This is a genomic window from Salinimicrobium tongyeongense (assembly GCF_026109735.1).
GTDB lineage: Bacteria > Bacteroidota > Bacteroidia > Flavobacteriales > Flavobacteriaceae > Salinimicrobium > Salinimicrobium tongyeongense.
The window spans coordinates 1,568,355-1,594,136 of sequence record NZ_CP069620.1; the positions used below are offsets into that span (position 1 = coordinate 1,568,355).

At 44.6% G+C, this 25,782-nt stretch carries 27 protein-coding genes; 8 read left to right on the plus strand and 19 right to left on the minus strand.

Going from position 1 to position 25,782, the window contains the following annotated elements; genetic code table 11:
* The first annotated feature begins 10 nt into the window (after positions 1-10).
* A complete protein-coding gene (locus JRG66_RS06975; RefSeq protein ID WP_265165417.1) occupies positions 11-373 on the plus strand; it encodes a DUF6616 family protein in 363 nt (120 codons plus the stop codon).
* 110 nt (positions 374-483) lie between these two features.
* Here JRG66_RS06975 and JRG66_RS06980 read toward each other — a convergent pair whose 3' ends face one another.
* From JRG66_RS06980 to trhO, 6 genes are all read right to left on the minus strand, one after another.
* Positions 484-1,137 (minus strand): CoA transferase subunit B, encoded by a 654-nt coding sequence (locus JRG66_RS06980; protein WP_265165172.1) that lies wholly within the window; start codon positions 1,135-1,137, stop codon positions 484-486.
* 43 nt (positions 1,138-1,180) lie between these two features.
* Positions 1,181-1,888: a CoA transferase subunit A gene (locus JRG66_RS06985; RefSeq protein ID WP_265165173.1), complete on the minus strand. Its 708-nt coding sequence runs from the start codon at positions 1,886-1,888 to the stop codon at positions 1,181-1,183.
* Positions 1,889-1,984: 96 nt separating this feature from the next.
* Positions 1,985-4,330, minus strand: coding sequence for a penicillin-binding protein 1A (locus JRG66_RS06990; RefSeq protein WP_265165175.1), 2,346 nt, complete (start codon positions 4,328-4,330; stop codon positions 1,985-1,987).
* A gap of 3 nt (positions 4,331-4,333) precedes the next feature.
* Positions 4,334-4,831, minus strand: coding sequence for a gliding motility lipoprotein GldH (locus tag JRG66_RS06995; protein ID WP_265165177.1), 498 nt, complete (start codon positions 4,829-4,831; stop codon positions 4,334-4,336).
* Positions 4,824-5,978: a PSP1 domain-containing protein gene (locus tag JRG66_RS07000; RefSeq protein ID WP_265165179.1), complete on the minus strand. Its 1,155-nt coding sequence runs from the start codon at positions 5,976-5,978 to the stop codon at positions 4,824-4,826. The genes JRG66_RS06995 and JRG66_RS07000 overlap by 8 nt, the downstream gene beginning before the upstream one ends.
* 120 nt (positions 5,979-6,098) lie before the next feature.
* Positions 6,099-7,130 (minus strand): oxygen-dependent tRNA uridine(34) hydroxylase TrhO, encoded by a 1,032-nt coding sequence (gene trhO / locus JRG66_RS07005; protein WP_265165181.1) that lies wholly within the window; start codon positions 7,128-7,130, stop codon positions 6,099-6,101.
* 372 nt (positions 7,131-7,502) lie between these two features.
* Here trhO and recA point away from each other — a divergent pair, with 372 nt between their 5' ends.
* From recA to JRG66_RS07025, 4 genes are all read left to right on the plus strand, one after another.
* Positions 7,503-8,516 (plus strand): recombinase RecA, encoded by a 1,014-nt coding sequence (recA, locus tag JRG66_RS07010; RefSeq protein ID WP_265165182.1) that lies wholly within the window; start codon positions 7,503-7,505, stop codon positions 8,514-8,516.
* A 107-nt stretch (positions 8,517-8,623) separates the two neighbouring features.
* Complete coding sequence (locus JRG66_RS07015) at positions 8,624-8,926, plus strand: hypothetical protein (protein WP_265165183.1); 303 nt, start codon at positions 8,624-8,626, stop codon at positions 8,924-8,926.
* A gap of 11 nt (positions 8,927-8,937) precedes the next feature.
* On the plus strand, positions 8,938-9,480 hold the full coding sequence (locus JRG66_RS07020; protein ID WP_265165184.1) for an RNA polymerase sigma factor: 543 nt from the start codon (positions 8,938-8,940) through the stop codon (positions 9,478-9,480).
* A complete protein-coding gene (locus tag JRG66_RS07025; protein WP_265165186.1) occupies positions 9,480-10,793 on the plus strand; it encodes a hypothetical protein in 1,314 nt (437 codons plus the stop codon). The genes JRG66_RS07020 and JRG66_RS07025 overlap by 1 nt, the downstream gene beginning before the upstream one ends.
* On the opposite strand, the gene JRG66_RS07030 is transcribed toward JRG66_RS07025, so the two are convergent.
* A complete protein-coding gene (locus JRG66_RS07030) occupies positions 10,790-11,533 on the minus strand; it encodes a lysophospholipid acyltransferase family protein (protein ID WP_265165187.1) in 744 nt (247 codons plus the stop codon). The genes JRG66_RS07025 and JRG66_RS07030 overlap by 4 nt on opposite strands.
* A 74-nt stretch (positions 11,534-11,607) precedes the next feature.
* Between JRG66_RS07030 and trpS the strand changes: the two genes are divergently transcribed.
* Positions 11,608-12,576: a tryptophan--tRNA ligase gene (gene trpS, locus JRG66_RS07035; protein ID WP_265165188.1), complete on the plus strand. Its 969-nt coding sequence runs from the start codon at positions 11,608-11,610 to the stop codon at positions 12,574-12,576.
* Here the strand turns inward: trpS and dprA are convergent.
* Entirely contained in the window at positions 12,573-13,673 is a 1,101-nt protein-coding gene (dprA, locus tag JRG66_RS07040; RefSeq protein ID WP_265165189.1) for a DNA-processing protein DprA, read from the minus strand. The two genes, trpS and dprA, sit on opposite strands and share 4 nt — an antisense overlap.
* Before the next feature lie 95 nt (positions 13,674-13,768).
* On the opposite strand from dprA, the gene JRG66_RS07045 reads away from it, so the two are divergent.
* Together JRG66_RS07045 and JRG66_RS07050 are read left to right on the plus strand one after the other, a co-directional pair.
* The gene (locus JRG66_RS07045) at positions 13,769-14,698 is read left to right on the plus strand and encodes an HU domain-containing protein (protein WP_265165190.1); all 930 of its coding nucleotides are present in this window, start codon (positions 13,769-13,771) and stop codon (positions 14,696-14,698) included.
* Positions 14,699-14,925: 227 nt separating this feature from the next.
* On the plus strand, positions 14,926-15,441 hold the full coding sequence (locus JRG66_RS07050; protein WP_265165192.1) for an acyl-CoA thioesterase: 516 nt from the start codon (positions 14,926-14,928) through the stop codon (positions 15,439-15,441).
* Between the two features lie 164 nt (positions 15,442-15,605).
* Here the strand turns inward: JRG66_RS07050 and JRG66_RS07055 are convergent, their stop codons facing one another.
* The 11 genes from JRG66_RS07055 to atpA all read right to left on the minus strand — a co-directional run bounded on the left by JRG66_RS07055 (position 15,606) and on the right by atpA (position 25,749).
* Positions 15,606-16,829 carry a murein hydrolase activator EnvC family protein gene (locus JRG66_RS07055; protein ID WP_265165194.1) on the minus strand — a complete coding sequence of 408 codons (1,224 nt, stop codon included), beginning with the start codon at positions 16,827-16,829 and terminating at the stop codon, positions 15,606-15,608.
* Complete coding sequence (gene lolB1, locus JRG66_RS07060) at positions 16,826-17,608, minus strand: lipoprotein insertase outer membrane protein LolB1 (protein ID WP_265165195.1); 783 nt, start codon at positions 17,606-17,608, stop codon at positions 16,826-16,828. The genes JRG66_RS07055 and lolB1 overlap by 4 nt, the downstream gene beginning before the upstream one ends.
* Before the next feature lie 14 nt (positions 17,609-17,622).
* Positions 17,623-18,972 (minus strand): tetratricopeptide repeat protein, encoded by a 1,350-nt coding sequence (locus JRG66_RS07065; RefSeq protein WP_265165196.1) that lies wholly within the window; start codon positions 18,970-18,972, stop codon positions 17,623-17,625.
* Between the two features lie 22 nt (positions 18,973-18,994).
* The gene (locus JRG66_RS07070; protein WP_265165197.1) at positions 18,995-20,005 is read right to left on the minus strand and encodes a sugar phosphate nucleotidyltransferase; all 1,011 of its coding nucleotides are present in this window, start codon (positions 20,003-20,005) and stop codon (positions 18,995-18,997) included.
* A 166-nt stretch (positions 20,006-20,171) separates the two neighbouring features.
* Positions 20,172-20,603, minus strand: coding sequence for a dUTP diphosphatase (gene dut, locus JRG66_RS07075; protein WP_265165198.1), 432 nt, complete (start codon positions 20,601-20,603; stop codon positions 20,172-20,174).
* A gap of 33 nt (positions 20,604-20,636) precedes the next feature.
* Positions 20,637-22,091: an oligosaccharide flippase family protein gene (locus tag JRG66_RS07080; RefSeq protein ID WP_265165199.1), complete on the minus strand. Its 1,455-nt coding sequence runs from the start codon at positions 22,089-22,091 to the stop codon at positions 20,637-20,639.
* Between the two features lie 35 nt (positions 22,092-22,126).
* Positions 22,127-22,633 carry a hypothetical protein gene (locus JRG66_RS07085; protein WP_265165200.1) on the minus strand — a complete coding sequence of 169 codons (507 nt, stop codon included), beginning with the start codon at positions 22,631-22,633 and terminating at the stop codon, positions 22,127-22,129.
* 279 nt (positions 22,634-22,912) lie between these two features.
* On the minus strand, positions 22,913-23,773 hold the full coding sequence (gene atpG / locus JRG66_RS07090; protein WP_265165201.1) for an ATP synthase F1 subunit gamma: 861 nt from the start codon (positions 23,771-23,773) through the stop codon (positions 22,913-22,915).
* 30 nt (positions 23,774-23,803) lie between these two features.
* On the minus strand, positions 23,804-23,896 hold the full coding sequence (locus JRG66_RS15585) for a hypothetical protein (RefSeq protein WP_307726320.1): 93 nt from the start codon (positions 23,894-23,896) through the stop codon (positions 23,804-23,806).
* A 22-nt stretch (positions 23,897-23,918) separates the two neighbouring features.
* Positions 23,919-24,143, minus strand: coding sequence for a four helix bundle protein (locus JRG66_RS07095; RefSeq protein WP_307726316.1), 225 nt, complete (start codon positions 24,141-24,143; stop codon positions 23,919-23,921).
* Positions 24,144-24,168: 25 nt separating this feature from the next.
* Positions 24,169-25,749 carry a F0F1 ATP synthase subunit alpha gene (gene atpA / locus JRG66_RS07100; RefSeq protein ID WP_265165203.1) on the minus strand — a complete coding sequence of 527 codons (1,581 nt, stop codon included), beginning with the start codon at positions 25,747-25,749 and terminating at the stop codon, positions 24,169-24,171.
* Between the last annotated feature and the right edge of the window lie 33 nt (positions 25,750-25,782).

A 25,782-nucleotide genomic window follows, 5' to 3' on the forward strand; every position in this document is an offset into this window, starting at 1 on the left:
CGAACCTGTGATGTATTTATACGTAGAACAATGGAATGTAACCAAAGACTGGATGGATCTTTCTAAAGAAGATCGTCGCGCCTATATGAATAAAGTGAAAGATGCCATTGCTGAAATGAGCCGTGGCGGTGTTGAAAATGTGGGCTGGGCCATGAATGACGAACACACCCCTTACAGAAGTGACTACAGGTATTTTGCCATTTGGAAACTGCCAAATCTTGAAGCCGTGGAAAAGTTTGAAGACGGAATTGAAGAAGCCCACTGGCATAAATATTTTAGCCAGGTAAATACCCGCGGAAAACTGCTTCCTTTAAATGAAGCCATGGATTTTCTTGTGAACCTTGAAAAACATTCGACTTCTATTCTGGATTAAATTCAAGTGAGCTGCAAGGTTTTTTTAAACCTTATAGGTTTGAATGAAGTTTACTTTTCCATATAAAACAGGCCTGCAGGGATTTGAAAACCTGGCAGGTCTGTTTTTTGCTATAATTTCATTTCAGGAATTTCCCCGTCTATAATAAGAGTGCCTTCGGTGGCATTTTGAATCTCCTCTACACTCACACCGGGAGCTCTTTCGAGCAGTTTAAAGCCTTTTTGGGTTACCTCTATCACCGCGAGGTTAGTCACAATTTTTGTAACACAGCCCACCCCCGTGAGCGGCAGGGAACATTTTTTTAGCAGCTTTGACTCCCCCGCACGATTGGTGTGCATCATGGCCACAATAATATTTTCGGCACTTGCAACAAGGTCCATTGCGCCGCCCATTCCTTTAACCATTTTCCCCGGGATCTTCCAGTTGGCAATGTCGCCGTTTTCGGCTACTTCCATAGCCCCGAGAATGGTGAGGTCTACGTGCTGCCCTCTTATCATGCCAAAGCTCATAGCCGAATCAAAATAACTGGCTCCGGGCAAAGCGGTAATGGTTTGTTTCCCGGCGTTAATAAGATCGGGGTCTTCTTCACCTTCAAAAGGAAAAGGCCCCATGCCCAGAATACCATTTTCACTTTGAAACTCTACCTCTATATCGTCTCGCACAAAATTGGCCACCAAAGTGGGAATACCAATCCCCAGGTTGACGTAGTAGCCGTCTTTTACTTCCTGTGCTATTCTTTTTGCTATTCCGTTTTTATCTAACATTTTGTCTAATTTGAAGATTGAGCCCCAAACCCACAGAGGGGGCTTAAAGTGATTCTTTTTGTCTTACCGTTCGCTGTTCAATCCGCTTCTCGTAATCTTTCCCCTGGAAAATCCTTTGTACAAAAATTCCGGGAATGTGAATCTGGTTGGGGTCGAGTTCACCGGGTTCTACCAGCTCCTCGACTTCGGCTACCGTAATTGTAGCGGCACCACACATTACCGGGTTAAAATTCCTGGCTGTTCCTTTAAAAATGAGGTTTCCGGCTTTGTCTCCTTTCCATGCTTTTACAAAGGCAAAATCGGCTTTATAGGCTTCTTCAAGCACGTACATCTTGCCGTTGAATTCTCGGGTTTCCTTGCCCATGGCCACCTCGGTGCCGTAACCGGCAGGAGTATAGATGGCAGGAAAGCCCTGCTGTGCTGCCTGGCATTTGGCTGCCAGAGTGCCCTGGGGCGTGAGTTCAACTTCAAGTTCTCCGCTTAACATTTGCCGCTCAAATTCGGCATTCTCCCCCACGTAAGAAGAGATCATTTTATCTATTTGTTTCTTCTGAAGCAGCAGGCCAAGACCAAAATCGTCTACCCCCGCATTATTGGAAATACAGGTGAGCTTCTTCAGGTTGAGACGAACAAGTTCAGAAATGGCATTTTCGGGAATTCCGCTTAACCCGAATCCTCCCAGCATGAAAGTCATTCCATCATGAACCCCTTCGAGTGCTTCAGTAACATTCTGTACAGTTTTATTGATCATTGTTGATGGTTTTATTCCGAAAAATACGAAAAAATAAGGGCCCTTCGTAATATGAAGGGCCCTCTGTTACATTTTTCGTAATGAAAACGCTATTTTTTAAAAATCCAGCTCATCGGGAAGCCGGTCTTCCTCCTCGCTTTCATCAACTCCATAAGAACTGCAATCGGTTCTAATAGTCACAACTTCGGGTCTCGGGAACGGCCCTTTTGCCACATTCAGCTCCTTATCGTTGTACACCTTCTTCATGTAGATTCCCCAGATTGGCAATGCCATGGCGGCACCCTGCCCATACCTTATTGAGGGAAAATGCACTGCCCGGTCTTCGGCCCCCACCCAAACTCCGGTGGCGAGGTTTGGCACCATCCCAATAAACCAGCCGTCACTCTGGTTTTGAGTGGTCCCGGTCTTACCTGCAATAGGAACTTCTTCCCTGTTGAAATTATACGGGTAACCGGTAACCACACTTTTGTAATACGGATCGTTTACCGCCCAGTTGCCTCTCAACCTCGTTCCCGAACCATACTGTGTGACCCCTTCAAGCAGGTTCACGGTAACGTAGGCAGTTTCTTTGCTTATCACATCACGGGTTTCGGGCACATGCTGATAGAGAATGGTCCCGTTCTTATCTTCAATACGGGTCACGATCACCGGCTTCACATACACCCCTTCATTGACAAAGGTACTGTATGCCGAAACCATTTCGAACACACTAAGATCGGCTGTTCCAAGGGCGATGGAAGGAACTTCAGGAATATTTTGGGTGTCAATACCCAGTTTTTCAACAAGATCTATCACCGGTTTGGGGCCAGTGCGGTCTATCAACCTGGCCGTTACCGTGTTGATAGACTCGGCAAGACCTTCCTTAAGGCTTACCATTCCTATATAGTCATCGTCTTTCCCCCCACTGTTTCGGGGAGTCCAGTCGTTTTGGTTTCCGTGTTTTCCGGCTTCAATGGTGTGAAGGCTTTTTGGCAAAGTATCACAGGGCGAAAGGTGCAACTGGTCTATGGCCGTAGCGTATACAAAGGGTTTAAATGTAGAACCTACCTGTCTCCTGCCCTGTTTTACGTGATCGTATTTAAAGTGTTTAAAGTTGGTACCTCCTACCCAGGCTTTTACCTCACCTGTTTGCGGGGTCATAGACATCATCCCGGCCTGGAAGAACGATTTGTAGTAGAAAATTGAATCTCTTGGTGTCATGGTAGTATCTATGTTGCCTTTCCATGAGAACACTTCCATTTGCGTAGGGGTATCAAAAGACTTAATAACTTCCTCCTTTGAAAGGCCTTTTTCCCTTAAAACTCTCCAACGCTCACTGCGGCGCATGGCATCAGAAATGATTTTCCCTACCTCATCTTGTGAAATATCCCTGAATGGCGCTGTTTTGTTGTTCCTGTTTTGCCTGTTGAATTCCTTTTGCAGATTTGCAATATGCATTTGCACCGCTTCTTCGGCATATTCCTGCATGCGGCTGTCAATGCTGGTGTAGATCTTTAATCCGTCGCGGTAGATGTTGTATTTTCCACCGTCGGGTTTTGGGTTTTCTTCGATCCATTCTTTCATGAATCCCTGAAGGTACACCCTGAAATAGGTCGCTACCCCCTCGTCATGACCCTGCGGGGAAAATTTGATCTGCAACGGCAGCTGTTGTAAGGAATCTTCTTCAGCTTCCGTGATATAATCGTTAGCCTCCATCTGGCTAAGCACCACATTGCGACGCTGCAGAGAATTCTCTTTGAACTGCTCTTTTTGAGGGTTGTATAAAATAGGGTTTTTAAGCATGGCTACAAGAACCGCAGCTTCCTCTACATTGAGGTCTTTAGGCTCTTTATTGAAATAGATCTTGGCCGCCGACCTCACCCCGACCGCCTGGTACAGGAAGTCGTATTTGTTGAGGTACATGGTGATGATCTCTTCTTTAGTGTACTGTCGCTCCAGGCGGGTGGCAATGATCCACTCCTTTACCTTTTGAATTCCGCGGGAGAGCGGATTTCGGGAAACATTATCGGTAAAAAGAAGCTTTGCCAGCTGCTGGGTGATGGTACTGGCTCCTCCCCTTTTCCCAAGAAAAACCGCAGCGCGCAAAGTTCCGCGCGCGTCTATGCCCGAATGTTCATAGAAACGTTCATCTTCGGTGGCCACCAGAGCGTCTATAAGATGTTGGGGCAGGTCTTCATACTTTACCGGCGTGCGGTTCTCGTTATAGTATTTCCCAAGGGTTTCCCCGTCTGAAGAAAAAATTTCCGTAGCCAGGTTTGTCTCGGGGTTTTCAAGTTCTTCAAAAGTGGGCATGGGGCCAAAAACTCCCCAGCTTGCCAGCAGGAAAAGGAGTACTACAGCAGAAATCCCCAATGCGAAAATTGACCAGAACCAGGTTTTATAACGGCCGTATTCTTTTCTTTTAGCCGCTTCTTTATTTGCTTTCCCAGATGTTTTTGCCATCTATTATTGTTGTTGTTTAATGTCTTCTATTCTAAAACCAACCTCTGTTACACCTTCAAGGTTTTTAATGCCCTGTATGCTGTCGCGCCTGCGCATGGCCTGCTGTACAGTCACCAGATATTCACCTGTCTCATTAAACCTGAAGTTCTCTTTATACCAGAGCCTGCTTTCCTTTACATCACCAAAGCCTGTGCCAAGCCATTCTCCCGAAGGTGCAGCCATCTCATATTGAAGGGTATCGCTTATCACCTTCCCGTTTGGAAAGTTTAACTCGGTTATTAAATAAATATTGCTGAAGTTGTACTTCGAATTATTCCTGAGGTTGATAAAAAGGTTGTATTGTTTAAGCGTATCGGGCGCTTCAAATCTGAAACCGATAACAGAATCTCTTTGCCATTCCCCGTCGGGTATGGATTCATACCTGTCAAAAACCCTTTTTTCATCACAGGACGCAAAAAGTAAAAGTCCCAAAAAGAGCAAAAAAGCCGGTCTTTTATCCATCCTTCTTAGGTTTTCTCTTTTTGCGTTTGCTCTTGCGTTTTTTCTTGCCGCTTCCCTTAGTATCAAAACGCGTAAGGCTATCCTGCCCCACCACGTTGTGGTAATCTGGTTTTTCTTCCTGCTGCAGTTCTACGGCGTATTCTTCAAGGCTGTTGACCGGTTCCTTTTTGGAATTTGCCTTGATGATCTTGTTTGCCTGTTCTACCGTAAGCGTGTGCCAGTTGCTCCAGTCGCCTTCATAAGCATACCAAAGTAAACCTTTAAAAATGTCAATTTTTTGACACACTGCAGTACCTTTCTTGGTATGCAGCTTCACTTCTGTCTTCGGAAAGTCTTTTAGCGCGTCAAGATAGGTGTCGAGTTCGTAATTGAGGCAACATTTCAGCTTTCCGCATTGACCCGCCAGCTTCTGGGGGTTCAATGAGAGCTGCTGATATCTCGCTGCGGAAGTATTTACACTTCGGAAGTCTGTCAACCAGGTTGAACAGCACAATTCCCTTCCGCAGGAACCAATTCCTCCCAAGCGGGAAGCTTCCTGCCTGAAGCCTATCTGCCGCATTTCAATTCTCGTGTTGAACTCGCGCGCAAATTCTTTGATGAGCTGCCTGAAATCTACCCTTTCTTCCGCAGTATAATAAAAAGTGGCTTTTGAAGCATCTCCCTGGAATTCGATATCGCTAATCTTCATTTGAAGGTTAAGCCGAATGGCGATCTCCCGGGCGCGTACCTTCATTTTTTCTTCCCGCTCCCTGGCCTCCTGCCAAATATCTATATCGCGCTGGGTAGCTTTGCGGTACACCTTGAGCACCTCATTGCTGTCCTGCCGCACCTTTTTCTTCTTCATTTGCACGCGCACAAGCTCGCCCACAAGGGAAACCACGCCCACGTCGTGGCCGGGAGCGGCCTCGGTGGCCACCACATCGCCAATGCTAAGGCTCAAATTGTCTGAATTCTTAAAAAAGTGTTTCCGCCCGTTCTTAAAACGCACTTCCACTATATTGAAAGGCTCCATTCCCTGCGGAAGGGCCATGTTTGATAACCAGTCGAACACCGAGAGCTTGTTACAGCCATCGGTGCCGCAGGTACCGTTGTTCTTACATCCTTTGGGCTGACCGTCTTTGCCGGTCGAGCAACTGTTACATCCCATAATCTATATATTGAAATCCTGGAGACAGGAAATTATCCCCTTTCCGGATTGAATCTTAATTAAAAACTAATGAGGTAAATATACCATTATTTATGGAACGCACTCTTGAGAAACTAATTGTCAATTCTTGTACTTAAGTACTTCAGAACGGCCTTTTTTGAAGATCTTGTTGCTGTTACCCCTGCCTTTTCTCAAAGCTTTTTGTTCTTCGTAAGGCAGTGCAGCAATCTCCTGGCATTCTGAAGAACAGCAGCTGCTCATCTTCTCTGCACACTCGTCACACTGAATGAACAAAAGGTGACAGGCTTCATTGGCACAATTCACGTGGGTATCACAGGGTTTACCACATTGGTGGCAATTAGAAATCACGTCTTCACTAATGCGTTCTCCCCGGCGGTGGTCAAACACAAAGTTCTTTCCCAGGAATTTATTTTCGAGCTTCAGGTTTTGTACCTGGCGGGCGTATTCAATAATTCCGCCTTCAAGCTGGTACACCTTTTTAAAACCTTTGTGCTTGTAATAGGCACTGGCCTTTTCACAGCGAATTCCGCCGGTACAGTACATCACCAGGTTCTTGTCTTCCTTGTGATCCTGAATATCTTTTTCAATGATGTCAAGACTGTCCCTAAAGGTATCAACGTCGGGCGTCATGGCGCCTTTAAAATGCCCAATTTCACTCTCGTAATGGTTTCGCATGTCTACGAGTATGGTGTTTGGATCATCAAGCAGTGCATTGAAAGCTTTTGCATCAACGTGAACTCCTTTATTGGTCACATCAAAAGTGGCATCATTAAGACCATCGGCCAAAATCTTATCGCGAACCTTCACCTTCAGCTTCAGGAAGGATTTGATATCGTGTTCTATGGCAATGTTGAGGCGAACATTCTCAAGGAAGTAAATCCCATCAAGGAATTCTTTAAATTTCCCGAAGTTTTTTGCGGGAACAGAGAGCTGGGCGTTGATTCCCTCGTGAGCCACGTAGATTCTTCCCAGCACCTCCATCTGGTCCCAGGCTACAAAGAGGTGGTTGCGGAAAAGCTGCGGGTTCCCAATCTTGGCATATTGATAGAAAGAGAGCGTAAGCCGGTCTTCCCCGGCCTCCTCAAGTAGTGCTTCCCTTTCTTTAGCGCTTAATTTATTGTACAGTTGCATGCTATACTAACGATTTAAGGTTAAAGAATTTTGCGCAAAGATAAGGCTTTAAATGAAAAAATGCCCGGATGCGATATCGGGGCATTTTTTTCGAACGGCTAATTCGTTATTAATACTTCTAATTCTTCAACTAAAAATAAAAATAACGTTAGCCACCGTCCATCCGGCAGCTGCAACTGAGGTTAACTACAGCCAGACTGCCGGAAATACTTAAAATAATATTCCGCTTTAAAAATTTCATGCAGTTAATAGTTGGTTTATCTTGTTTATCTTATAGATGCACAAAAGCCAAAAAGGTTGCGTATTAAATTTAGCACATATAAAAACTTATAGTATTTTAGCAGCAATATCATATTAAAGAAGCCGAATTAAATGAGCAACGAGAAAGAAAGAGAAGCTAAATTAAAAGCCCTCAAACTCACCCTTGACAAGATGGATAAAACCTATGGTAAGGGTACCGTGATGAAGATGAGTGACCAGAGTGTAGTAGATGTAGATGTGATACGCAGTGGGTCTTTGGGGCTTGACCTCGCCCTTGGTGTGGGAGGATATCCCCGCGGAAGGGTTATAGAAATATACGGGCCTGAATCTTCAGGAAAAACCACCCTTACTTTACACGCAATAGCCGAAGCACAAAAAGCAGGAGGCATCGCTGCCTTTATTGATGCAGAACACGCCTTTGACCGTTTTTATGCCGAAAAGCTGGGGATAGATCTTGAGAACCTCATCATTTCCCAACCCGATAACGGGGAGCAGGCCCTTGAGATTGCCGACAACCTTATCCGCTCGGGAGCCATAGATATTATTGTAGTGGATTCTGTTGCCGCACTTACTCCAAAATCGGAGATTGAAGGGGAAATGGGGGACTCAAAAATGGGCTTGCACGCACGTTTAATGTCCCAGGCGCTAAGAAAACTTACTGCTTCCATCAGCAAAACCCATTGTACCGTGATCTTCATTAACCAGCTAAGGGAGAAGATTGGGGTAATGTTTGGAAACCCTGAGACCACAACCGGTGGTAACGCATTGAAATTCTATGCCTCCATAAGGCTTGACATTCGCCGATCTACCCAGATCAAAGACAGCAACAGCGAAATTCAGGGGAACAAGACCAGGGTGAAAGTGGTTAAAAACAAAGTAGCCCCTCCTTTTAAAACTGCCGAGTTTGACATTATGTACGGCGAGGGGGTTTCTAAAATTGGAGAGATCATAGATATAGGGGTAGACTACGAGATCATTAAAAAGAGTGGTTCTTGGTTTAGCTATGAAGACACCAAACTTGGGCAGGGCCGCGATGCGGTGAAAACCCTGTTAAAAGATAATCCAGATCTAATGGAAGAGCTGGAAAGCAGGATAAAAGAAGCCATGACAGTGGCAAAAGCATAAAAAAATCTTAAAATCCCGAATTTTTTCGGGATTTTCTCTTTTTTGGGCGCAACCATTTGGCAATTTGTGCATCTCTTTAACAGAGACCCCAACCAGCCAATGCCGTTATGATGAATCAACCCCAGATCTATGACAGCGAAACCTACTGTGAAAACGGCAGACTAAAGAGGGAAAATTTAAAGGCTAATTCCTCCGGAAGACCGGGAACCTCTCACGATTCCCGATCTTCCTTTTTTAAAATACCTCTCCCCCCTGTAGATTTTTTGAGATTGCAGAATATTGGGCCGCTTGTAAATTTTGTTGCAGAACCGGCTGAAATTCCTATATTTAGGTTTCCTGAAGCTCCACATCGAGCCCGGGCGAGCTACCGGCGGGCCATTGTACAGCCCCCGTTTTTCAACAGCACTTAAATATTGGGATTTTGGGCATCAAACAACTCATACAAAAATGCAAAAAACAGGACATTAAAGCGCAGGAGCAGCTTTACAAGATGTTTGCGCATAAATTGTTCCCTGTTTGCCTCAAGTACTCTTCTACCTACCAACAGGCAGAAGACAACCTGCAGGACGCATTTTTGATGATCTTCAAAAGCATGCCCCAGTACAAAAACAAAGGTTCCTTTGAAGGCTGGATGAAAAGGATCGTGATCAACACAGCCCTTCAAAAATACAGAAAACAAACCGTCTTTGAGATCATTAGAGATGACTTTCACAAAGACCCCGAAATTGAAGTAGAAGAAGATGAAGTGTCCGTTGACTATTTACTGGAGATCATACAACAACTGCCCGACCGTTACCGGCAGGTCTTCAATTTGTACGTACTCGACGGGTTTTCCCATAAAGAGATCGCCGAAATGCTAAATATTACCACCGGAACTTCAAAATCAAACCTTGCAAGGGCCCGAGTGATCCTGAAAGAGAAAATAGAAAGCAGTCTATATAAAACAGCCGCACGATCTGTATAATGAAAGAGAAAAAATACATAGACCGGCTCTATCAGGAGAAGTTTCGCGATTTTGAAGCGGCACCGCGAGATGCCGTATGGAAAAACATTGAAGCAAAACTTCGGGAAAAGGAAAAGCGCAGGGCGGTAATCCCGCTTTGGTACCGCTATGCCGGCGTTGCCGCAGTACTGGCCTTCTTTTTTATGATTGGAGACTGGATCTTACCCGTAAAAACCTCAACAACCGTGGCCGGGGAAGAAATCGAAGAGCCGGCAACCAATGGGGCAGCTTCACCGGTATTCCCCGTTATTCCAATTGCTTCGGAAGAAAGCACCGCCGCTGTTAGTATTCCTTCTGAAGGTTTAAGCAGCAGTTCAAAACCTGCTGCCACTATCATATCTTCAGAAGATACTACTTCAGAAAAAAAATCAAGAACGGCTGAAGAAACAGCTTCAGAAATAGGTGCTAAAAATGCCATTTTTGACACCCCTCTGGCTGTAGCCTCTATCCCTCTTCAGCAGAAAAAAACAACTCCCAAAAAGGCCCAGGCTGAAGATCTAAAGCCTTCGATCTTTGATGCCGTAAAAACACCTGAAGACACTAAAATTGCCAGCACCGAAGAAAAAAGCCATTTTGAGCTGTCTACCCATGCCACCCCCATTTACTACGGAAAAATGGGGACTGCCAATCCGCTGGATGTTGGTTTTAACGACCGCAGGCAGGCCGAGATCACTTATTCATACGGGGTAAAACTGGCATTGAATATTAGTGACAAAGTGAAAGTGCGCTCGGGGATTAGCCGTGTTGACCTTGGTTACAGCACCAATGGCATTGGATACCAGTCGGCCGCCGGAATCTACGCAGTGAGAAATGTGTCCCTCATAAAGGTAAATGACACCGATGTTAAGATGATTGCCTCCAATGTGGGGTCAAAAAACCAAACCAGCAGCAACCGCACCCAGGCCGGCAGCTTTACACAGGGAAATTTAAGCCAGAAAATTGGTTATATAGAAGTGCCGCTGGAATTTGAGGTGAACCTGTGGCAGGACAAATTTGGGGTGAACCTTATTGGGGGTGGTAGCACGCTTATTTTAGAAGATAATGAAGTGGTGGTCAACACAGGTAACACTTCGGCAGCCGGAAAAGCCAATAACCTGAATGAAGTGAGCTTTAGTGCCAACATAGGTTTGGGATTTGATTACAACCTTTCGGAAAGGTTCAGGCTCAATTTTGAACCTATGCTGAAGTACCAGCTTAAAACTTTTGACCAGCCCAGCGGAGATGTGCAACCTTATTTTATGGGCGTGTACACCGGCTTTAGCTATAAATTTTAAAACAGCTTATCAGATTTTAATTCCTGAAGGATCACCTCCCTCGTTTTCTCCCGAATTTCTTTTTTACTCTCCTGCCCAAGACCTTTGGTGGGTATGAATTCTTTGATCTTTACCCGCATTTTACCCGGGCTACCCTTTGTAAAAATGTAAGGAAAGCGTTTTTTATTGTCGTAAAATACCATAGGAACTATGGGAATCTGGTGATCTATGGCCAGGCGAAAGGCACCATCTTTAAAACTGTCGAGCAGAACACTGGTATCATCGGGCACGCCACCTTCAGGAAAAATACAAATACTGGTGCCGTTATTTAAACGGCGTTGGGCGCTGTCAAAAACCTCCTTTCGGCTTCTTTGGTTCTGACGGTCTACCAGGATACAGGTTCGTTTATAGAAGTATCCAAAAAGGGGAATTTTGACCAGTTCTTTTTTTCCGACGAAAACAAAAGGGTTTTTTACAGCCACCAGCATGAGCATAATATCGGTCATGGAAGTATGGTTGGCCACGAGCATATAACTTTCACCTTTCACAAATTTACGCTCGCGCCTTATTTTTGGGAAAAAACCCATCCCGTATAAAATAAAATAGGCCCACCAGCGCGCAATCATAAAGAACTGCGGATAGAATCTCGTCCTGGAAGTAAACAGTAATAAAAACGGAAAAAAAACTATAATGGGAATGGCCATTAAAATGTAGAACCATATTCTCCACAAGATTACCAGGAAAGACCTAAGGATGTGCATATGGCCAAAAGTAATGAATTGAATTGAACGTCTTCTCTAAAAAAGATACCTTTGTAGAAAAATACAGAAAGCCAATGTCAAGAATTCTCACAGGGGTACAAAGTACCGGTACTCCTCACCTGGGGAACATTTTAGGAGCTATAATTCCCGCAGTGGAAATGGCCAATGATCCAAAGAATGATTCATTTTTATTCATAGCAAACCTCCATACTTTAACCCAAATTAAAGATTCAAAGGTGCTAAGGGAGAACACGCTCTCTACTGCAGCTACCTGGCTGGCTTTTGGTCTCGATGTTGAAAAAACCGTTTTTTACAGGCAGAGCGATATTCCGCAGGTTACCGAGCTAACCTGGTACCTAAACTGCTTTTTCCCGTATCAACGCTTAACTCTTGCGCATTCTTTTAAAGATAAGGCCGACAGGCTTGAGGATGTTAACGCCGGACTTTTTGATTACCCTATCTTAATGGCTGCGGATATTCTTCTATATGATGCTGAAATTGTTCCGGTAGGAAAAGATCAACTCCAGCACCTGGAAATGACCCGGGATGTAGCTTCGAGATTCCATGCAAAAATGGGTGAGACCTTTGTAATGCCCGATGCCCGCGTTTCTGAAGAAACTATGTACGTACCCGGTACCGATGGCGAAAAGATGAGCAAATCTAAAGGCAACATCATCAACTTGTTTTTACCCGATAAGCAACTGCGAAAGCAGATCATGGCGATACAAACCGACAGCACACCTCTTGAAGAGCCTAAAGACCCCGATACCGACAATGTCTTTAACATCTACAAACTGGTGGCCTCTAAAGAGCAAACGGCAGAGATGAGAAAGAACTATGAAGCTGGAGGCTATGGGTACGGGCACGCCAAACAGGCACTTTATGAGCTTTTAATCACCCGCTTTGAAAGGGAGCGTGCGCAGTATAATTTCTACATGCAAAATCCCGATAAAGTAGAAGAAGCTCTTGCCATAGGTGCCAAAAAGGCCCGTAAGGTAGCAGATGAAGTTTTGGTACGGGTTAGAGAAAAGCTGGGTTACTAAACCGCTTCAAAAAGTTTGCCCGGCAACGGCCTTACCACGCCTTTAAGCTCCATGTTGAGCAGTAAAGTGGCTGCTTTAAAGGTAGGGATACTGCAGTTAAGCGCAATAAGATCAAGCTGCTCTTTCCCCTTATCTTTTAAGTAGCCATAGAGTGCCTGCTCTTCCTCTTCAAGCTCTACAAACAGCTGCTTTTGTACAGGTTTAACAGGAGTTTGAGAGCGCCAGTTGAGCATGTAAACAAGATCAACTGCGCTGGTTAAAACGTGTGCCTGCTGAGACTTGATAAGCATGTTACAGCCCTTGCTTTGAAGATCTCCCGGCCTTCCGGGAACTGCAAAAACTTCCCGGTTGTACGAATTGGCAATATCGGCAGTGACCAGAGACCCCCCTTTTTCGGCACTTTCAATAACAATGGTTGCTTCACACATGCCGGCAATGATGCGGTTTCTCTTGAGAAAATTGTTCCTGTCGAAAGTATCAGTACTCCAGAAATCGGTTAGAAACCCGCCGTTACGTTCCACTTCCGCCACGTATTTTTGATGAAGCCCGGGATACATCTGGTTCAGGCCGTGAGCCAGGCAGCCAATGGTTTGCAGCTTATGCTTAAGGGCAGCTCGTTGTGCGGCTATGTCTATTCCATAGGCAAAGCCTGAAACAATAACAGGATCAAGAGGTGCGAGCTCTTCAAGCAATTGTTCGCAGAAGTTAATACCGTGGGGTGTGGCCTTTCGGGTACCCACAACACTAATGATCTTCCTGTTGATAAGTTGAATATTCCCCCTTTGAAAAAGGAGGATAGGCCCGTCTGTACAGTGCTTTAATTTTTCTGGGTAATCACTGTGCTCGTAGTAAAGAGTTTTTATGCTGTTTTTGAGGATAAACTCCAGTTCCTTTTCGGCAGCTTTGAGGTTTTCAGAAGAAAAAAGATAGCTGAGTTTCGTATTGCCTATACCGCCAATTTTGAGCAGAACCGATTTTTTCTCTTTAAAAACAGCCTCGGCAGACCCGGTGTGACGGATGAGTTTTTTAGCTGAAACATCACCCAGATTGGGCACGTGCTGCAGAGCCAAAACATACTGTAAATCAGAAACTTTCATAGCCATTTTAAAGCCTGAAAAGTAGCGCAAAAATTTGTTAATAAAATATGGAGTGCCTGTTTTTTCAGAAAATAAAAATTTTTACTTTTGTTTTAATGGCAATAGCAAATTACATCCACGATCTACTATACAGGTATGAATGCGTCATCCTTCCTGGCTTTGGTGCTTTTATAACTCAACAGCATTCCGCAGGCATTCATCCAGCTACAGGAGAATTTTTTCCTCCCAAGAAAACAGTTTCTTTTAACCGTCAGCTGGTTAAGAATGACGGGCTTTTGGCCAATTATATCATGGAAGCTGAAAAGGTATCGTACAATACCGCTATTGAACATTTAAATCAATTTGTACAGGATCTCGAGCTCGTTCTTGAAAAGAACAAAACAGCAGACTTTGAAAATGTAGGTTCCTTTTCTTTGACCGAAGCAGGAAAACTACAGTTTGAGCCTGCTGCCCGAAAAAATTTCATGAAAGAGGCATTTGGTCTTGATTCTTTTAAGAGAAATGCTGTTTCCCGTGAAGTGTACAAACAACAGGCAGAGCAAATCGAAGCAAAAGCACCTGTTGCCTTTACCCCTGAAAGAAGGGCAAATCGCTGGTTAAAATATGCAGCTGTTGGCCTGGTGGCTATTGGCCTTAGCGGTGCTGCAGGTTTGAACATTTACAGTGAGCAGGTAAACGAGCACAACATAGCCGAGCAACAAAAAGCTGCATCCCAGCTTGAAGATCAAATTCAGCAGGCCACTTTTGTGATCGATAATCCGCTTCCTGCTGTTACTTTAAAAGTTTCCAAACAAACCGGAAATTACCATATAGTAGCCGGTGCTTTCAGAGAGGCCGAAAATGCCGCCAAAGCCGTAGAAGAACTCAAAGCCCAGGGATTTAAAGCCCGTCAAATTGGAGAGAATAAATTTGGGCTGCACCAGGTGATCTCCAGCAGTCATGAGACCCGCCGCGAAGCTACCAATGAGCTGTACAGGGTAAAAAAGACCAATCCTGGAGCATGGTTGTTGGTGCAGGAGCTGTAATTGATAAGTTAGACTTACGAGTTTAGAATTACGATTGCGAAGTCTCAAATTCCAAGCACCAAATTCCAAATTGAAGGTTCTAAACCTGATTTTCAGCCAATTGACCACTGCTCACTGAACACTGAATTTCTAACTGGCACCTGAGCCACTGCCTACTGCCCACTTTTTTAATACCTCCTTAACGGCTTTTAGATTAAAGCACCTTAACTTTGCCGAAAATTTAAAAAATGCAATCCAGAACTCCAGAAGATTCTAAAACCACCCTTACCGACCTTGTATTACCAAGCGAAACCAACCCGCTAAACAACCTTTTTGGAGGGGAACTCCTTGCACGAATGGACCGGGCAGCCAGCATCGCCGCAAGACGCCATAGCCGCAGGATCGTAGTTACCGCTTCGGTGAACCATGTGGCTTTCAACAAAGCCGTGCCCCTGGGAAGTGTGGTTACTGTGGAAGCAAAGGTTTCAAGGGCTTTTAAATCTTCTATGGAAATCTATATAGACGTGTGGGTAGAAGACCGGGAAAGTGGCCACCGCAGCAAAGCCAATGAGGCTATTTATACCTTTGTGGCGGTAGATGAAACAGGACACCCTGTAGCCGTCCCCCCATTGGAGCCTGAAACCGAACTGGAAAAGCAGCGTTTTGAAGCCGCTTTACGCCGTAAACAATTAAGTCTGGTTCTTGCAGGGAAGTTGAAACCCGGAGAAGCTACAGAGTTAAAAGCCCTGTTCGTAAATTCTTGATCTTGCTATGCTATTCTAGAGAAAAATATGCCGCTCCCCCGGAGCTTAAATAGTTCTTCTTTTTAGCACTAGATTCCAAAAAATAGGTACTGGCTCCTGACCCTTGTTTCTTAAAAGCGCCTACTACTGAGCACTGCAAACTTTATCCCGGGTTCAGACAAAAATCACATTTGGTAAATCCAGTCCTCGGGGTTGAGCTTCTGGTTGTTCTTGTACATCACAAAGTACAGCGTGGTTCTACCATCGGTCTTGTTAATGGCAATACTGCCAAGATCCTGGCCCAGGGCTACCTGCTGCCCCTTACGCACATCTACCGTTTCCAGGTGGTTGTAAATAGTGATGTAATCTCCATGCCGCACCATCACCATAAGGCTGGAACCTTTTACCGCAATAATTTCACTTACCGTACCTCCAAAAACTGCCCGGGCCTTTGAATTTGGATCGGTTGCTATTCTCACCCCGTTACTGTTCATGGTAGCAGTCTTTACAATTGGGTGTGGCTGGGTTCCAAAACGAAGTACCACAGTACCCGTTCTTACCGGCCACGGAAGTTTGCCTTTGTTCTTTTCAAAATCGGCTGCAAGGGCTTTGGCTTCGGGAGTAAGTTTAAACACGCTTCGGGACGTAGATCCTTCAGCTTTGTTGCTGGCTGCAATGGCTTCCTCAATGATCCTTTCTATCTCCCGGTCTATGGAGTTTATTTCCTGCTGTTTCTTTCTGAGTTGTGAGGCAAACTGGCCTTCTTTTTTGCGCACTTCAGCAATAAGCACCTGCTGCTCTTTCCTGCTGCTTTCAAGCTGCGCCCTGGTCTTGCGGTTCTCGGCAATTAATTTATCCTTTGTTTTCTTCTGCTCTGCCAGGCTTTGATTTAGCTGCTGAAGTTCTTCAGTGCGCGCTTTGATCTCTTCCCCCTGCTGATGCCGGTAGTTAGCATATTGCTTCATGTATTGAAGCCTTTTATAGGCCTGCAGGAAGTTTTCCGAAGAAAGCAGGAACATGACCCTGCTCTGCTGAGATTTGCTCTTGTAAGATTTCCTGATCATCTTGCTGTAATCTTCCTTGAGCTGCTCCAGTTCTTTACGGAGCTCTCCAATCCTGTTCTGGTTAGTATTGATCTCCCGGGTGAGTAAATTCGCCTGCTGATTGGTTACCCGAATGAGTTTCTCGGTACTGCGAATTTGCTGGTCAAGATCTTCTACCTGGGTGAGTATAGATTTTTCCTTCTTTAAGTTGGAAGTCCGCAAAGAATTGATCCGTTTGATCTCCTGTTGCAGCTCCAGCCTTCTTTGTTCCAGCTCTTCCCGCTTATTATCCTGGGAAAAGCCATGAAGGCTCAACAATAAAAATCCAGCAAAAACGCTATGCCGTAGTAGAACCTTTATCTTCATTCTATGCTAATTTCTTCGTAGCCCGAAGGTATTGAAAAAGGAAAAGAAACAGGAACATTGAACTCAATGTTTCTAAAGCTCATATCAATTCGCGTACTTTGAGTTCCTTCCGAAGCTATAATGTTGATTTGCAATGGAAAAAGCTGATTATTGATCTTCTGATATTCGGGATAAGTCACTGTTACGCTCCTGTTGCCCTGCTCCTGCCCCAGTTGCTGGGCCAGGGCTTTATAATTTCCGGCATCGAGCAGGAACATACGCTTCAAAAAACCTTCCTGTTCAGGTTGTAGCTGGTAACCTCTTGAAGATTCGGTCAACTTATACCTTTCCTCCCTAAGGTCATAAATGGTCTGACCCAACAAAAGGTTCTGCACCTTTTCATAATCGAGGGGAGTTCCCAGTAGATCACTTAACAGGCTAAAATCCCCATCAAAATAGGTTTTGCTGATCTTTTCATAGAATTGTACCGAATTTGGGGTAATTAGCACCTTAGCCAGCGGAATGCCCAGCAATTGCCCGCTCATCCAGATAGTGTCATTCTTCTTCATCCTGAAATTCACCGTAACACTCTGGCTGCGTTCCTCGGTCTGGTAGTTAAGGCTAAGCCTTCCCTGCAGCGTGTTAAAATCTACTTCGCTTTCGTAATGCCGGTCAACCACCGCGGCTACGGCAGCATCTTCGGGGGCAACAGTACCCATTTTTGCCTTTCGGGCACCGCCACAGGAAGAGAACAGGATTAGTGAAAGTAGAAGTACGGGAATTAATCGTTTGTAGGTCATTCAGCGTTATTTTTCTAATTTTTCAGTTTTTTTAGAGCTTCTGTAGCTTTTGTATTGTTATTAAGACCCTTATAGGCAAGGCTTAACTGCCGGTAAAATTCTTTTTCAGTTTCCGGGTCATCAATTAAGTAATCAAGCCCTGTAAGGAGGCTTTCTTCAGCTTTTCGATATTCCTTAAGGCCGTTAAAGGCATTTCCCTGCATAAGAAACAACCACGCTTGTGTAGGGAAGATTTCAAGGCCTTTTTCTGCCAGCAAAATTACCTCTTCAAAATGCCCTTTTTGAGCCTCCAGTTGGATCACATTCCGGTACAAACCAAAATCATCCCGGTCATTTTCAAGCGCATTCTTAAAATAGTCAAGGGCCAGTTCTTCGTTGCCTTTTTCCAGGAAGAAAACTCCCAGTTGTTTATAAACTTTTTGATTATTCTCTTTTTCTGAAAAGGTCTCCACCAGCTTTATCAAATCTTCTTCCAAAGAAGGGTTCTGGGTCACATAAATTAAAAAATCGTTTAAAGCCTGATATTTTGTGACTTCATCTATCTCATCACTATTCAGCAGAATTTCCATGGAGTTTACCGCCTTTTCGGCTTCATTACCGGCAATGTAGAACTTGTAAAGGGCCAGGTGCACCAGCCGGGAATCGGGCTTCATTTCCAGCAGTTCCTTAGCGGTTGCAAAAGCCTTTTCCTCCTGCCCGTTTTCGCTGTACACGAAGATGAGGTTGAGATAATCCTGTTCGTTCTGAGGATTTTCTTCAATACTCTTTTCCAAATCACTTATCTGTGCCTCCACGTTGTTGGTGCGGGCATAAACCTGCCGTCTGAGGCTTTCCCGATAGGTGCTGGATCCCTTCACCTTGTCTAGTGAATCGAGAAGGTTTAAAGCTGCATCATATTTTTCAGTCTGAATATACAGGTTCACGAGATCTTCTGAAAAAGCCGCATTTAGCCCGGCCAGGTCTTTCACCACCGGCAGGGCTTTATTAAATTCCTTGCTCTCAAAGTAAGTGGTGTAAAGCTCCTCGAGCATTTGCGTGTTTTTTGGCACTGCTCTTCTGCCTTTTTCCAGGTAAACTGCTGCCTGCGAGTATTTGCCAAGGGCGTTGTAGTTCTTTCCCAACTCCAGGTACACCACCGGCTCGTCGGGCTTTATCGCAAGGCTTTGCACCAGTTCATCTATGGCCTTTTCGTAATTTTCTATGGCCTTTTGCTTAAGCGCCTCAAAAAAATGTTCCTGAAAGGCATCCGTTACATTTCCCAGGTCATCCTGGGCCATTTCTACCACAGGTTTTTCCTGCGCATAGGAATAACTACCCAGTTGCAGCAGGGCCAAAAATGCTATGATGTAAAGCCTTTTTTTCATGCATTTCTAAAGGCGAAAAACACTATTCGAGCACCGAATAATCGCCAATACTAATTTCGGTAAATTCACCATTGAACTTTGCAAAATTGCCAATCATGGCATTGTTGAGATTAGCGTTCTCTACTTCAGCAAAAGTCTGGATAAGACTGTTTTTGATGCTTGAGTTACTAATTTTGGTTCCGTTCCCGACAGAAACATTGGGCCCGATTCTGGCATTTTTGAGCACCACGTTCTCACCAATAAAACAGGGTTCGATAATTTCTGAATTTTCCATTTCAACGTTGGAAGCCACCAGGTTTTCGCCATCCTCCTGAAGGAAGTTAAGCATGCGCGTATTGGTTTCTACTGTCACCTGCTTGTTACCGCAATCCATCCATTCATCTACCTTTCCGGGAACAAAGCGCGCTCCTTTTTGTTTCATCGCCTCAATCCCGTCGTTGATCTGGTATTCACCGCCGCGAATAATATTATTGTCGAGCACGCCTTGCAGTTCTTTTTTAAGAACCGCCACATCCCTGAAATAATAGATCCCTATTACGGCAAGATCTGACACATATTCTGAAGGTTTTTCAACAAGATCAACAATCTCCCGCTTCTCGTTTAACTGTACTACACCGTAGGCTGAAGGGTTTTCTACCTGTTTTACCCATATCACCCCATCAGCTTCTTTATCTAACGTAAAATCGGCTTTAAAAAGTGTATCGGCATAAGCAATTACTACTGGCCCTTCAAGAGAATCTTTGGCACACATAATGGCGTGGCCGGTGCCAAGAGGTTTATCCTGATAGTAGATAGTGCCTTTTGCACCCAAAGTTTTGGCGATTTGCTTTAGGTCCTGCTCCACTTTTTCACCAAAGTCTTCCCCGATAATGAAAGCGATCTCATCAATTTTTTCATCGAGCACCTTCGCAATGTCTTCAACAAGCCGGTGAACGATAGGCTTACCGGCAATTGGGATTAATGGTTTTGGAACGGTTAATGTATGTGGACGAAGCCGCGACCCGCGACCCGCCATGGGAACTATGATTTTCATTTATTAGATTTTAGATGTGAGATATGAGATGTGAGACTCATACCTTTTTGTTTATAGTTTATTGTTTGTGGTTTCAAAGAATTCAAGATTCAATGTTCAAGATTCAATGTTCAATGTTCATTGAATGAAAACGGCCAACTGAGCACTGAACACTGAGCACTGCGTACTAGACCCCCGTGCTCCCAAAGCCGCCTGCCCCGCGTGAAGTTTCTTCAAGTGTGTCAACTTCTTTCCAGCTGATGTGTTCGTGACGGGAGATCACCATCTGTGCAATGCGCTCCCCATCGTTTACCGTGAATTCTTCATTAGACAGGTTCACCAGGATCACTCCTATTTCCCCTCGGTAATCGGCATCAATGGTGCCGGGAGAATTGAGTACGGTAATGCCTTTTTTGGCAGCCAGGCCACTGCGGGGGCGCACCTGTGCCTCGTAACCCACAGGCAGCTCTATGAACAGCCCGGTCTTTATGATGGCCCGGGCGAGGGGTGCCAGGGTAACAGGTTCAGAAATACTGGCGCGCAGGTCCATTCCTGCGGAAGATCCGGTTTCATAGGCCGGCAATTCGTGTTTAGATTTGTTGATAATCTTTACGTTCATGCTTTGTTAGTTTTCTTCGGAAGCAGTTCTAAATTATGACTTCTTCAAAAGTTGTTTTAACTGATCCTTTTCAGCGTAATAAATAAGGGCAAAAAAGATAAGGATTAATATACTTCCGAAGTAATAATTATTCCTAAAAAGGTAGAAATAGATGCCCGAAAAAGTGAGTGAAATGAGCAGGTAGCCACCAATTCGCTTCAGGTCATAGGGAATGGGATAATATTTTCTTCCGAAGTAAAAAGACAGCAGCATCATGCTGCCATAGGCTGCCATGGTTGCAATGGCCGAGCCCACATAACTGTAATGCGGAATAAGCCAGAAGTTCAACACCAGCGTGACCGCGGCTCCAAAAAGGGAAATATAGCCGGCGAATTTTGTGCGGTCGCTCACCTTGTACCATACCGAAAGATTGTGGTAAATGCCCAGGAAAAAATTGGCGGCCAAAATCATTGGCACCACCACCATAGCTTCCCAGTAAGCGGAGTCCCTTATGAGCAGCAATTTCAAAAGGTCTGAAAAAATGGTGACCAGCACCAGGATAAGGGCTCCAAAAATGACAAAATATTTGGTAATTGTCGCGTAGGTTTGAGGTGCGTTCTTTTCTTTGGCATGGCTGAAGAAGAATGGCTCAATCCCTAACCTGAAGGCCGTGGCGAAAAGAGTCATAAACAGCGCCAGCCGGTAACAGGCGGCATAGGCACCAACTTCAGACTTTGCGATATTTTCCGGAAGCAGCTCTCCCAGCAGGATCTTGTCGAAAACTTCATTTATGACAAACCCAATTCCCGCAATTAAAATAGGCGTACCGTAACTGAGCATCTTTTTCCACAGGGCACTGTTAAACGAATACGGCAGCTTAATGTAAAAAGGCAACATTACGAGCAGCGTTAGCCCGCTGGCAACCAAGTTGGCAATAAAAATATAAGCGATCTCAAAGTCGGGCCGATAAAGCTGCTCAAAAATGGCATTTTTGGACGCTAATTCGGGCAGGTAGACGATGAAAAAAATATTAAGCCCCAGGTTAACAGCAACGTTCCCAATCTTAATGACGGCAAAGAGCATGGGTTTCTCTTTAGCCCGCAGCCAGGCAAAAGGTATGGTTGCAAGTGCATCCAACGCCAGGATGAGAATTACGTACAAAACGTAATGAGACGCAATGGCCGTGGCCACAGATATTTCTTCCATAAAGAGGAAGCCCAGCAATAAAAATATGCCTGTAGATGCTATTAAGGAGATTGCAGAGGTGGCTGTGACCTCTTTGGAAAATTCTTGCTGGTGAAAAAACCTGAAAAAAGAGGTTTCCATGCCATAGGCCAGCAGCACGTTAAACACCGCCATCCAGGAAAAAACAATAGCTACTTCTCCAAAACCTTGCGTAGGAAGGTATGCAGAATACAGCGGCAACAGCAGGAATGATAGCATCCTGGGCACCACTGTGGCAATACCGTAAATAAAGGTTTGTTTAAATAGCTTTTGAAAAAGCGCCAATAGTTCCTGCTTGAAAATTCCTCACAAATGTACTATTAATGCCGAATGTTTTCAGGGTTTTTTAGGCGCACTTCTTCGCTGTCTTTTTTCTGAATATCTTTTATCCTGAAGAATTTCTCTTTCCCATTCCTGGTATAGCGCACTACGGCTTCGCCTTCGGCCAGTTCAAAAGGTATCTTCTCGATCCTTTCCGGGACTTCATTGCCATATTCCATTTTTGGATCTTTGTGCATCACGAAATCTTTTGCGGCCCCGGGAGTTTTGAACCTGGCAACATAGAGGTTGGGGTCTGAAGGATCTTTTTCGAGCAAGCCTTTTCTTCCGCGGAAATAGACGCTGTCCATTTTAATTTCTGAATCCCCTGCCACAGGAACGAATAAATTGACGCCCGAACCTGCGCCCCTAACGCCACCGGTCCAGGTAGTGTAAAAGGCTTGTCCCACAGCCTTGGGCGGCTCTTCCTGAATTTGTTTACCATTGGCACAGTTACTAAAGCTCATAAGGACTAAAAGTGCGGAAAATGAGAAAAAGAAAGGTTTCATGGGTCGAGGGTTTAATGTTCAGGAGCTAGTTCTTCAATTTTAATACCAATTCAGTGTGCTGTCGTTTTAGAATCAAGAGCCAAGATCCAAGAGCCAAGAGCCAAGAGACAAGAGACAAGACAGGTATTGATTAAATATATTAAAAATTAAAAACTCCGCATCGGGTGATACGGAGTTTCAAAAATGGCATTTTTGGCCAGTATATTTTAATTATTCAAAGCTTCAGCAGGGGCTGATTTGACTCCGCTACCGCTACGTCCAATTGTTGCAGGCTGAATCTTAATTATTCAAAGCTTCAGCTCCACCAACAATTTCAAGGATTTCGTTGGTAATGGAAGCCTGTCTAGCCTTGTTGTAAGACAGTTTAAGGGAATCCCTGAGTTCCTGGGCATTATCGGTTGCTTTGTGCATTGCCGTCATTCGCGCCCCGTGTTCAGAAGCAAAAGAATCACGAAGGGCTTTGTAAAGCTGCATTTTAAGAGATTTCGGAATTAGCTCCATCACGATCTCTTCTTTTGAAGGCTCAAAAATGTAATCAAGAGTCACATTTTCATCCTTTTCAACAGGAACGATAGGCAGAAACTGCTCTACCTGTACTTCCTGAGTAGCGGCATTTTTGAACTGGTTGTACACCAAAACGATCTTATCAAACCGGCCTTCTACAAAAAGTTCCATAAGTTCTTTGGCAACAGCTTCGGCATTTTCAAAACTAAGGTCGTCATAAATACCGGTTTCGGTTTTGTAGATGTTGTACGTCTTCTTCAGAATGTCATTTGCCTTCTTTCCAATGGTGTAGAACTCTACGTTTTTATCGCTGTAATCGCGATTTGTAACGTATTTCGATGCCTTTACAATATTTGAGTTAAAAGCACCTGCCAATCCGCGATTCGAGGAGATGGCTACCATAAGCACCTTGTTCACCTCACGCTGCTCGGCATATTTGCTCGACTGGTCACTGTCTAGCGTCGCGCTGAGTGACTGAAGTAATTCAGAAAGTTTTTCTGAATACGGCCTCATGGCGGTAATGGCATCCTGGGCCTTGCTCAACTTTGCAGCCGATACCATTTTCATGGCACTGGTGATCTGCATGGTTGAAGACACCGAGGTAATCCTGCTTCTTAATTCTTTTAAATTGGCCATTTTTTCAAGTTATGAGTTAGGAGTTGAGAGTTAGGAGTTTTTTATAATTGAAACTATCATCCTTATCAACTCTTCACACTTAGCAATTAAAATTTTGCAATCAATATCAGAAGTTGCTTCTATTAGCTCTAACCAATATTTGGTTTCATCGGCCTCTTTTTAAAGCAATCCCGAATTTATTTTTAAAATCTTTTGTACTTACTCCCCGCTGTGCTTCCCGCACATTAGCACCAATGCTTGTTCCGCTCTTAAGAAGCTGGGAGGCCAGTTCAAATTCATTCTGTTTCTTAAGTTCCCGAGTAAAAAAGACAATGTCACAAGCAAACTGAAAGCTTTTCTTCCTAATTGGACTATCTTCCAGCTTGCTCATAACTCTTAACTCTGCACTTGCAAAACTATTTCTTGTATTTAGCTGAAATCTCCTTCGCAGCGTTTGTAAGCACGTCGGTGAGTTCATCTGTATATTTACCAGCTTTTAGCTGATCGAGTACATCTCTGTGCTTGGCATCAAGGTACTCCAGGTAATCTTTTTCAAATTCCCTTACTTTCTCTACCGGAACGTTTCTCAACAGGTTCTTGGATCCTGCATAGATGATCGCGATCTGGTTCTCTACAGGGTAAGGATTATTCTCGGCCTGTTTCAGGATCTCTACGTTACGCTTACCTTTTTCTATCACGTTAAGGGTTGCCGGGTCAAGATCTGATCCAAATTTGGCAAATGCTTCAAGTTCACGGAACTGTGCCTGGTCAAGTTTCAATGTACCGGCAACTTTCTTCATCGACTTGATCTGCGCCGCACCACCTACACGTGATACAGAGATACCTACGTTGATCGCAGGACGAACCCCTGAGTTGAAAAGATCGGAGGTTAAGAAGATCTGTCCGTCGGTAATCGAAATTACGTTGGTCGGGATATAAGCCGAAACGTCACCTGCCTGGGTCTCAATAAGCGGAAGTGCAGTAAGCGAACCACCACCTTTAACTTTGTCTTTTAAAACTTCCGGAAGGTCGTTCATGTTCTTCGCGATATCATCATCTGCAATCACTTTTGCAGCACGCTCAAGAAGTCTTGAGTGAAGGAAGAAAACGTCTCCAGGATATGCCTCACGTCCCGGTGGACGTCTTAGAAGCAAAGATACCTCACGGTAAGCAACAGCCTGCTTTGAAAGATCATCATAAACGATCAATGCAGGACGTCCTGTATCCCTGAAGTACTCCCCAATCGCAGCACCTGCAAACGGAGCATATACCTGCATAGGTGCAGGATCTGATGCGTTTGCTGCAACAATAGTGGTATAAGCAAGAGCTCCCTTATCTTCAAGAGTCTTTGCAATACCTGCAACAGTAGAAGCTTTTTGCCCTACTGCAACATATATACAATACACAGGTTCCCCTGCATCATAGAATTCTTTCTGGTTTAGGATTGTATCGATAACCACGGTAGTTTTACCTGTTTGACGGTCACCAATTACAAGCTCCCTCTGTCCACGTCCAATTGGCACCATGGCATCGATTGACTTGATCCCGGTTTGAAGCGGCTCGGTTACCGGCTGACGGTAAATTACCCCCGGCGCCTTACGCTCCAATGGCATCTGGAATGTCTCCCCTTCAATTGGTCCTTTCCCATCTATAGGCTGCCCAAGAGTGTCTACTACACGCCCAACAATTCCTTCTCCAACATTAATAGAAGCAATACGCTGTGTTCTTTTAACGGTTGCCCCTTCCTTTACCTGTTTGTATGGACCTAAAAGTACCACCCCAACGTTGTCTTCTTCAAGGTTAAGTACAATTCCTTCCAATCCGCCTTCAAATTCAACTAACTCCCCGTATTGAGCGTTGGAAAGTCCATAGACGTTAGCGATACCATCCCCAACATTGAGAACCGTACCTACTTCGTCAAGGGAAGCTTTAGCCTCAAACCCGGAAAGCTGTTTCTTTAATATTGCTGATACTTCAGCCGGATTAATTTCTGCCATAATTATTTAGAATAAAATGCTGCGCGCCGGCGC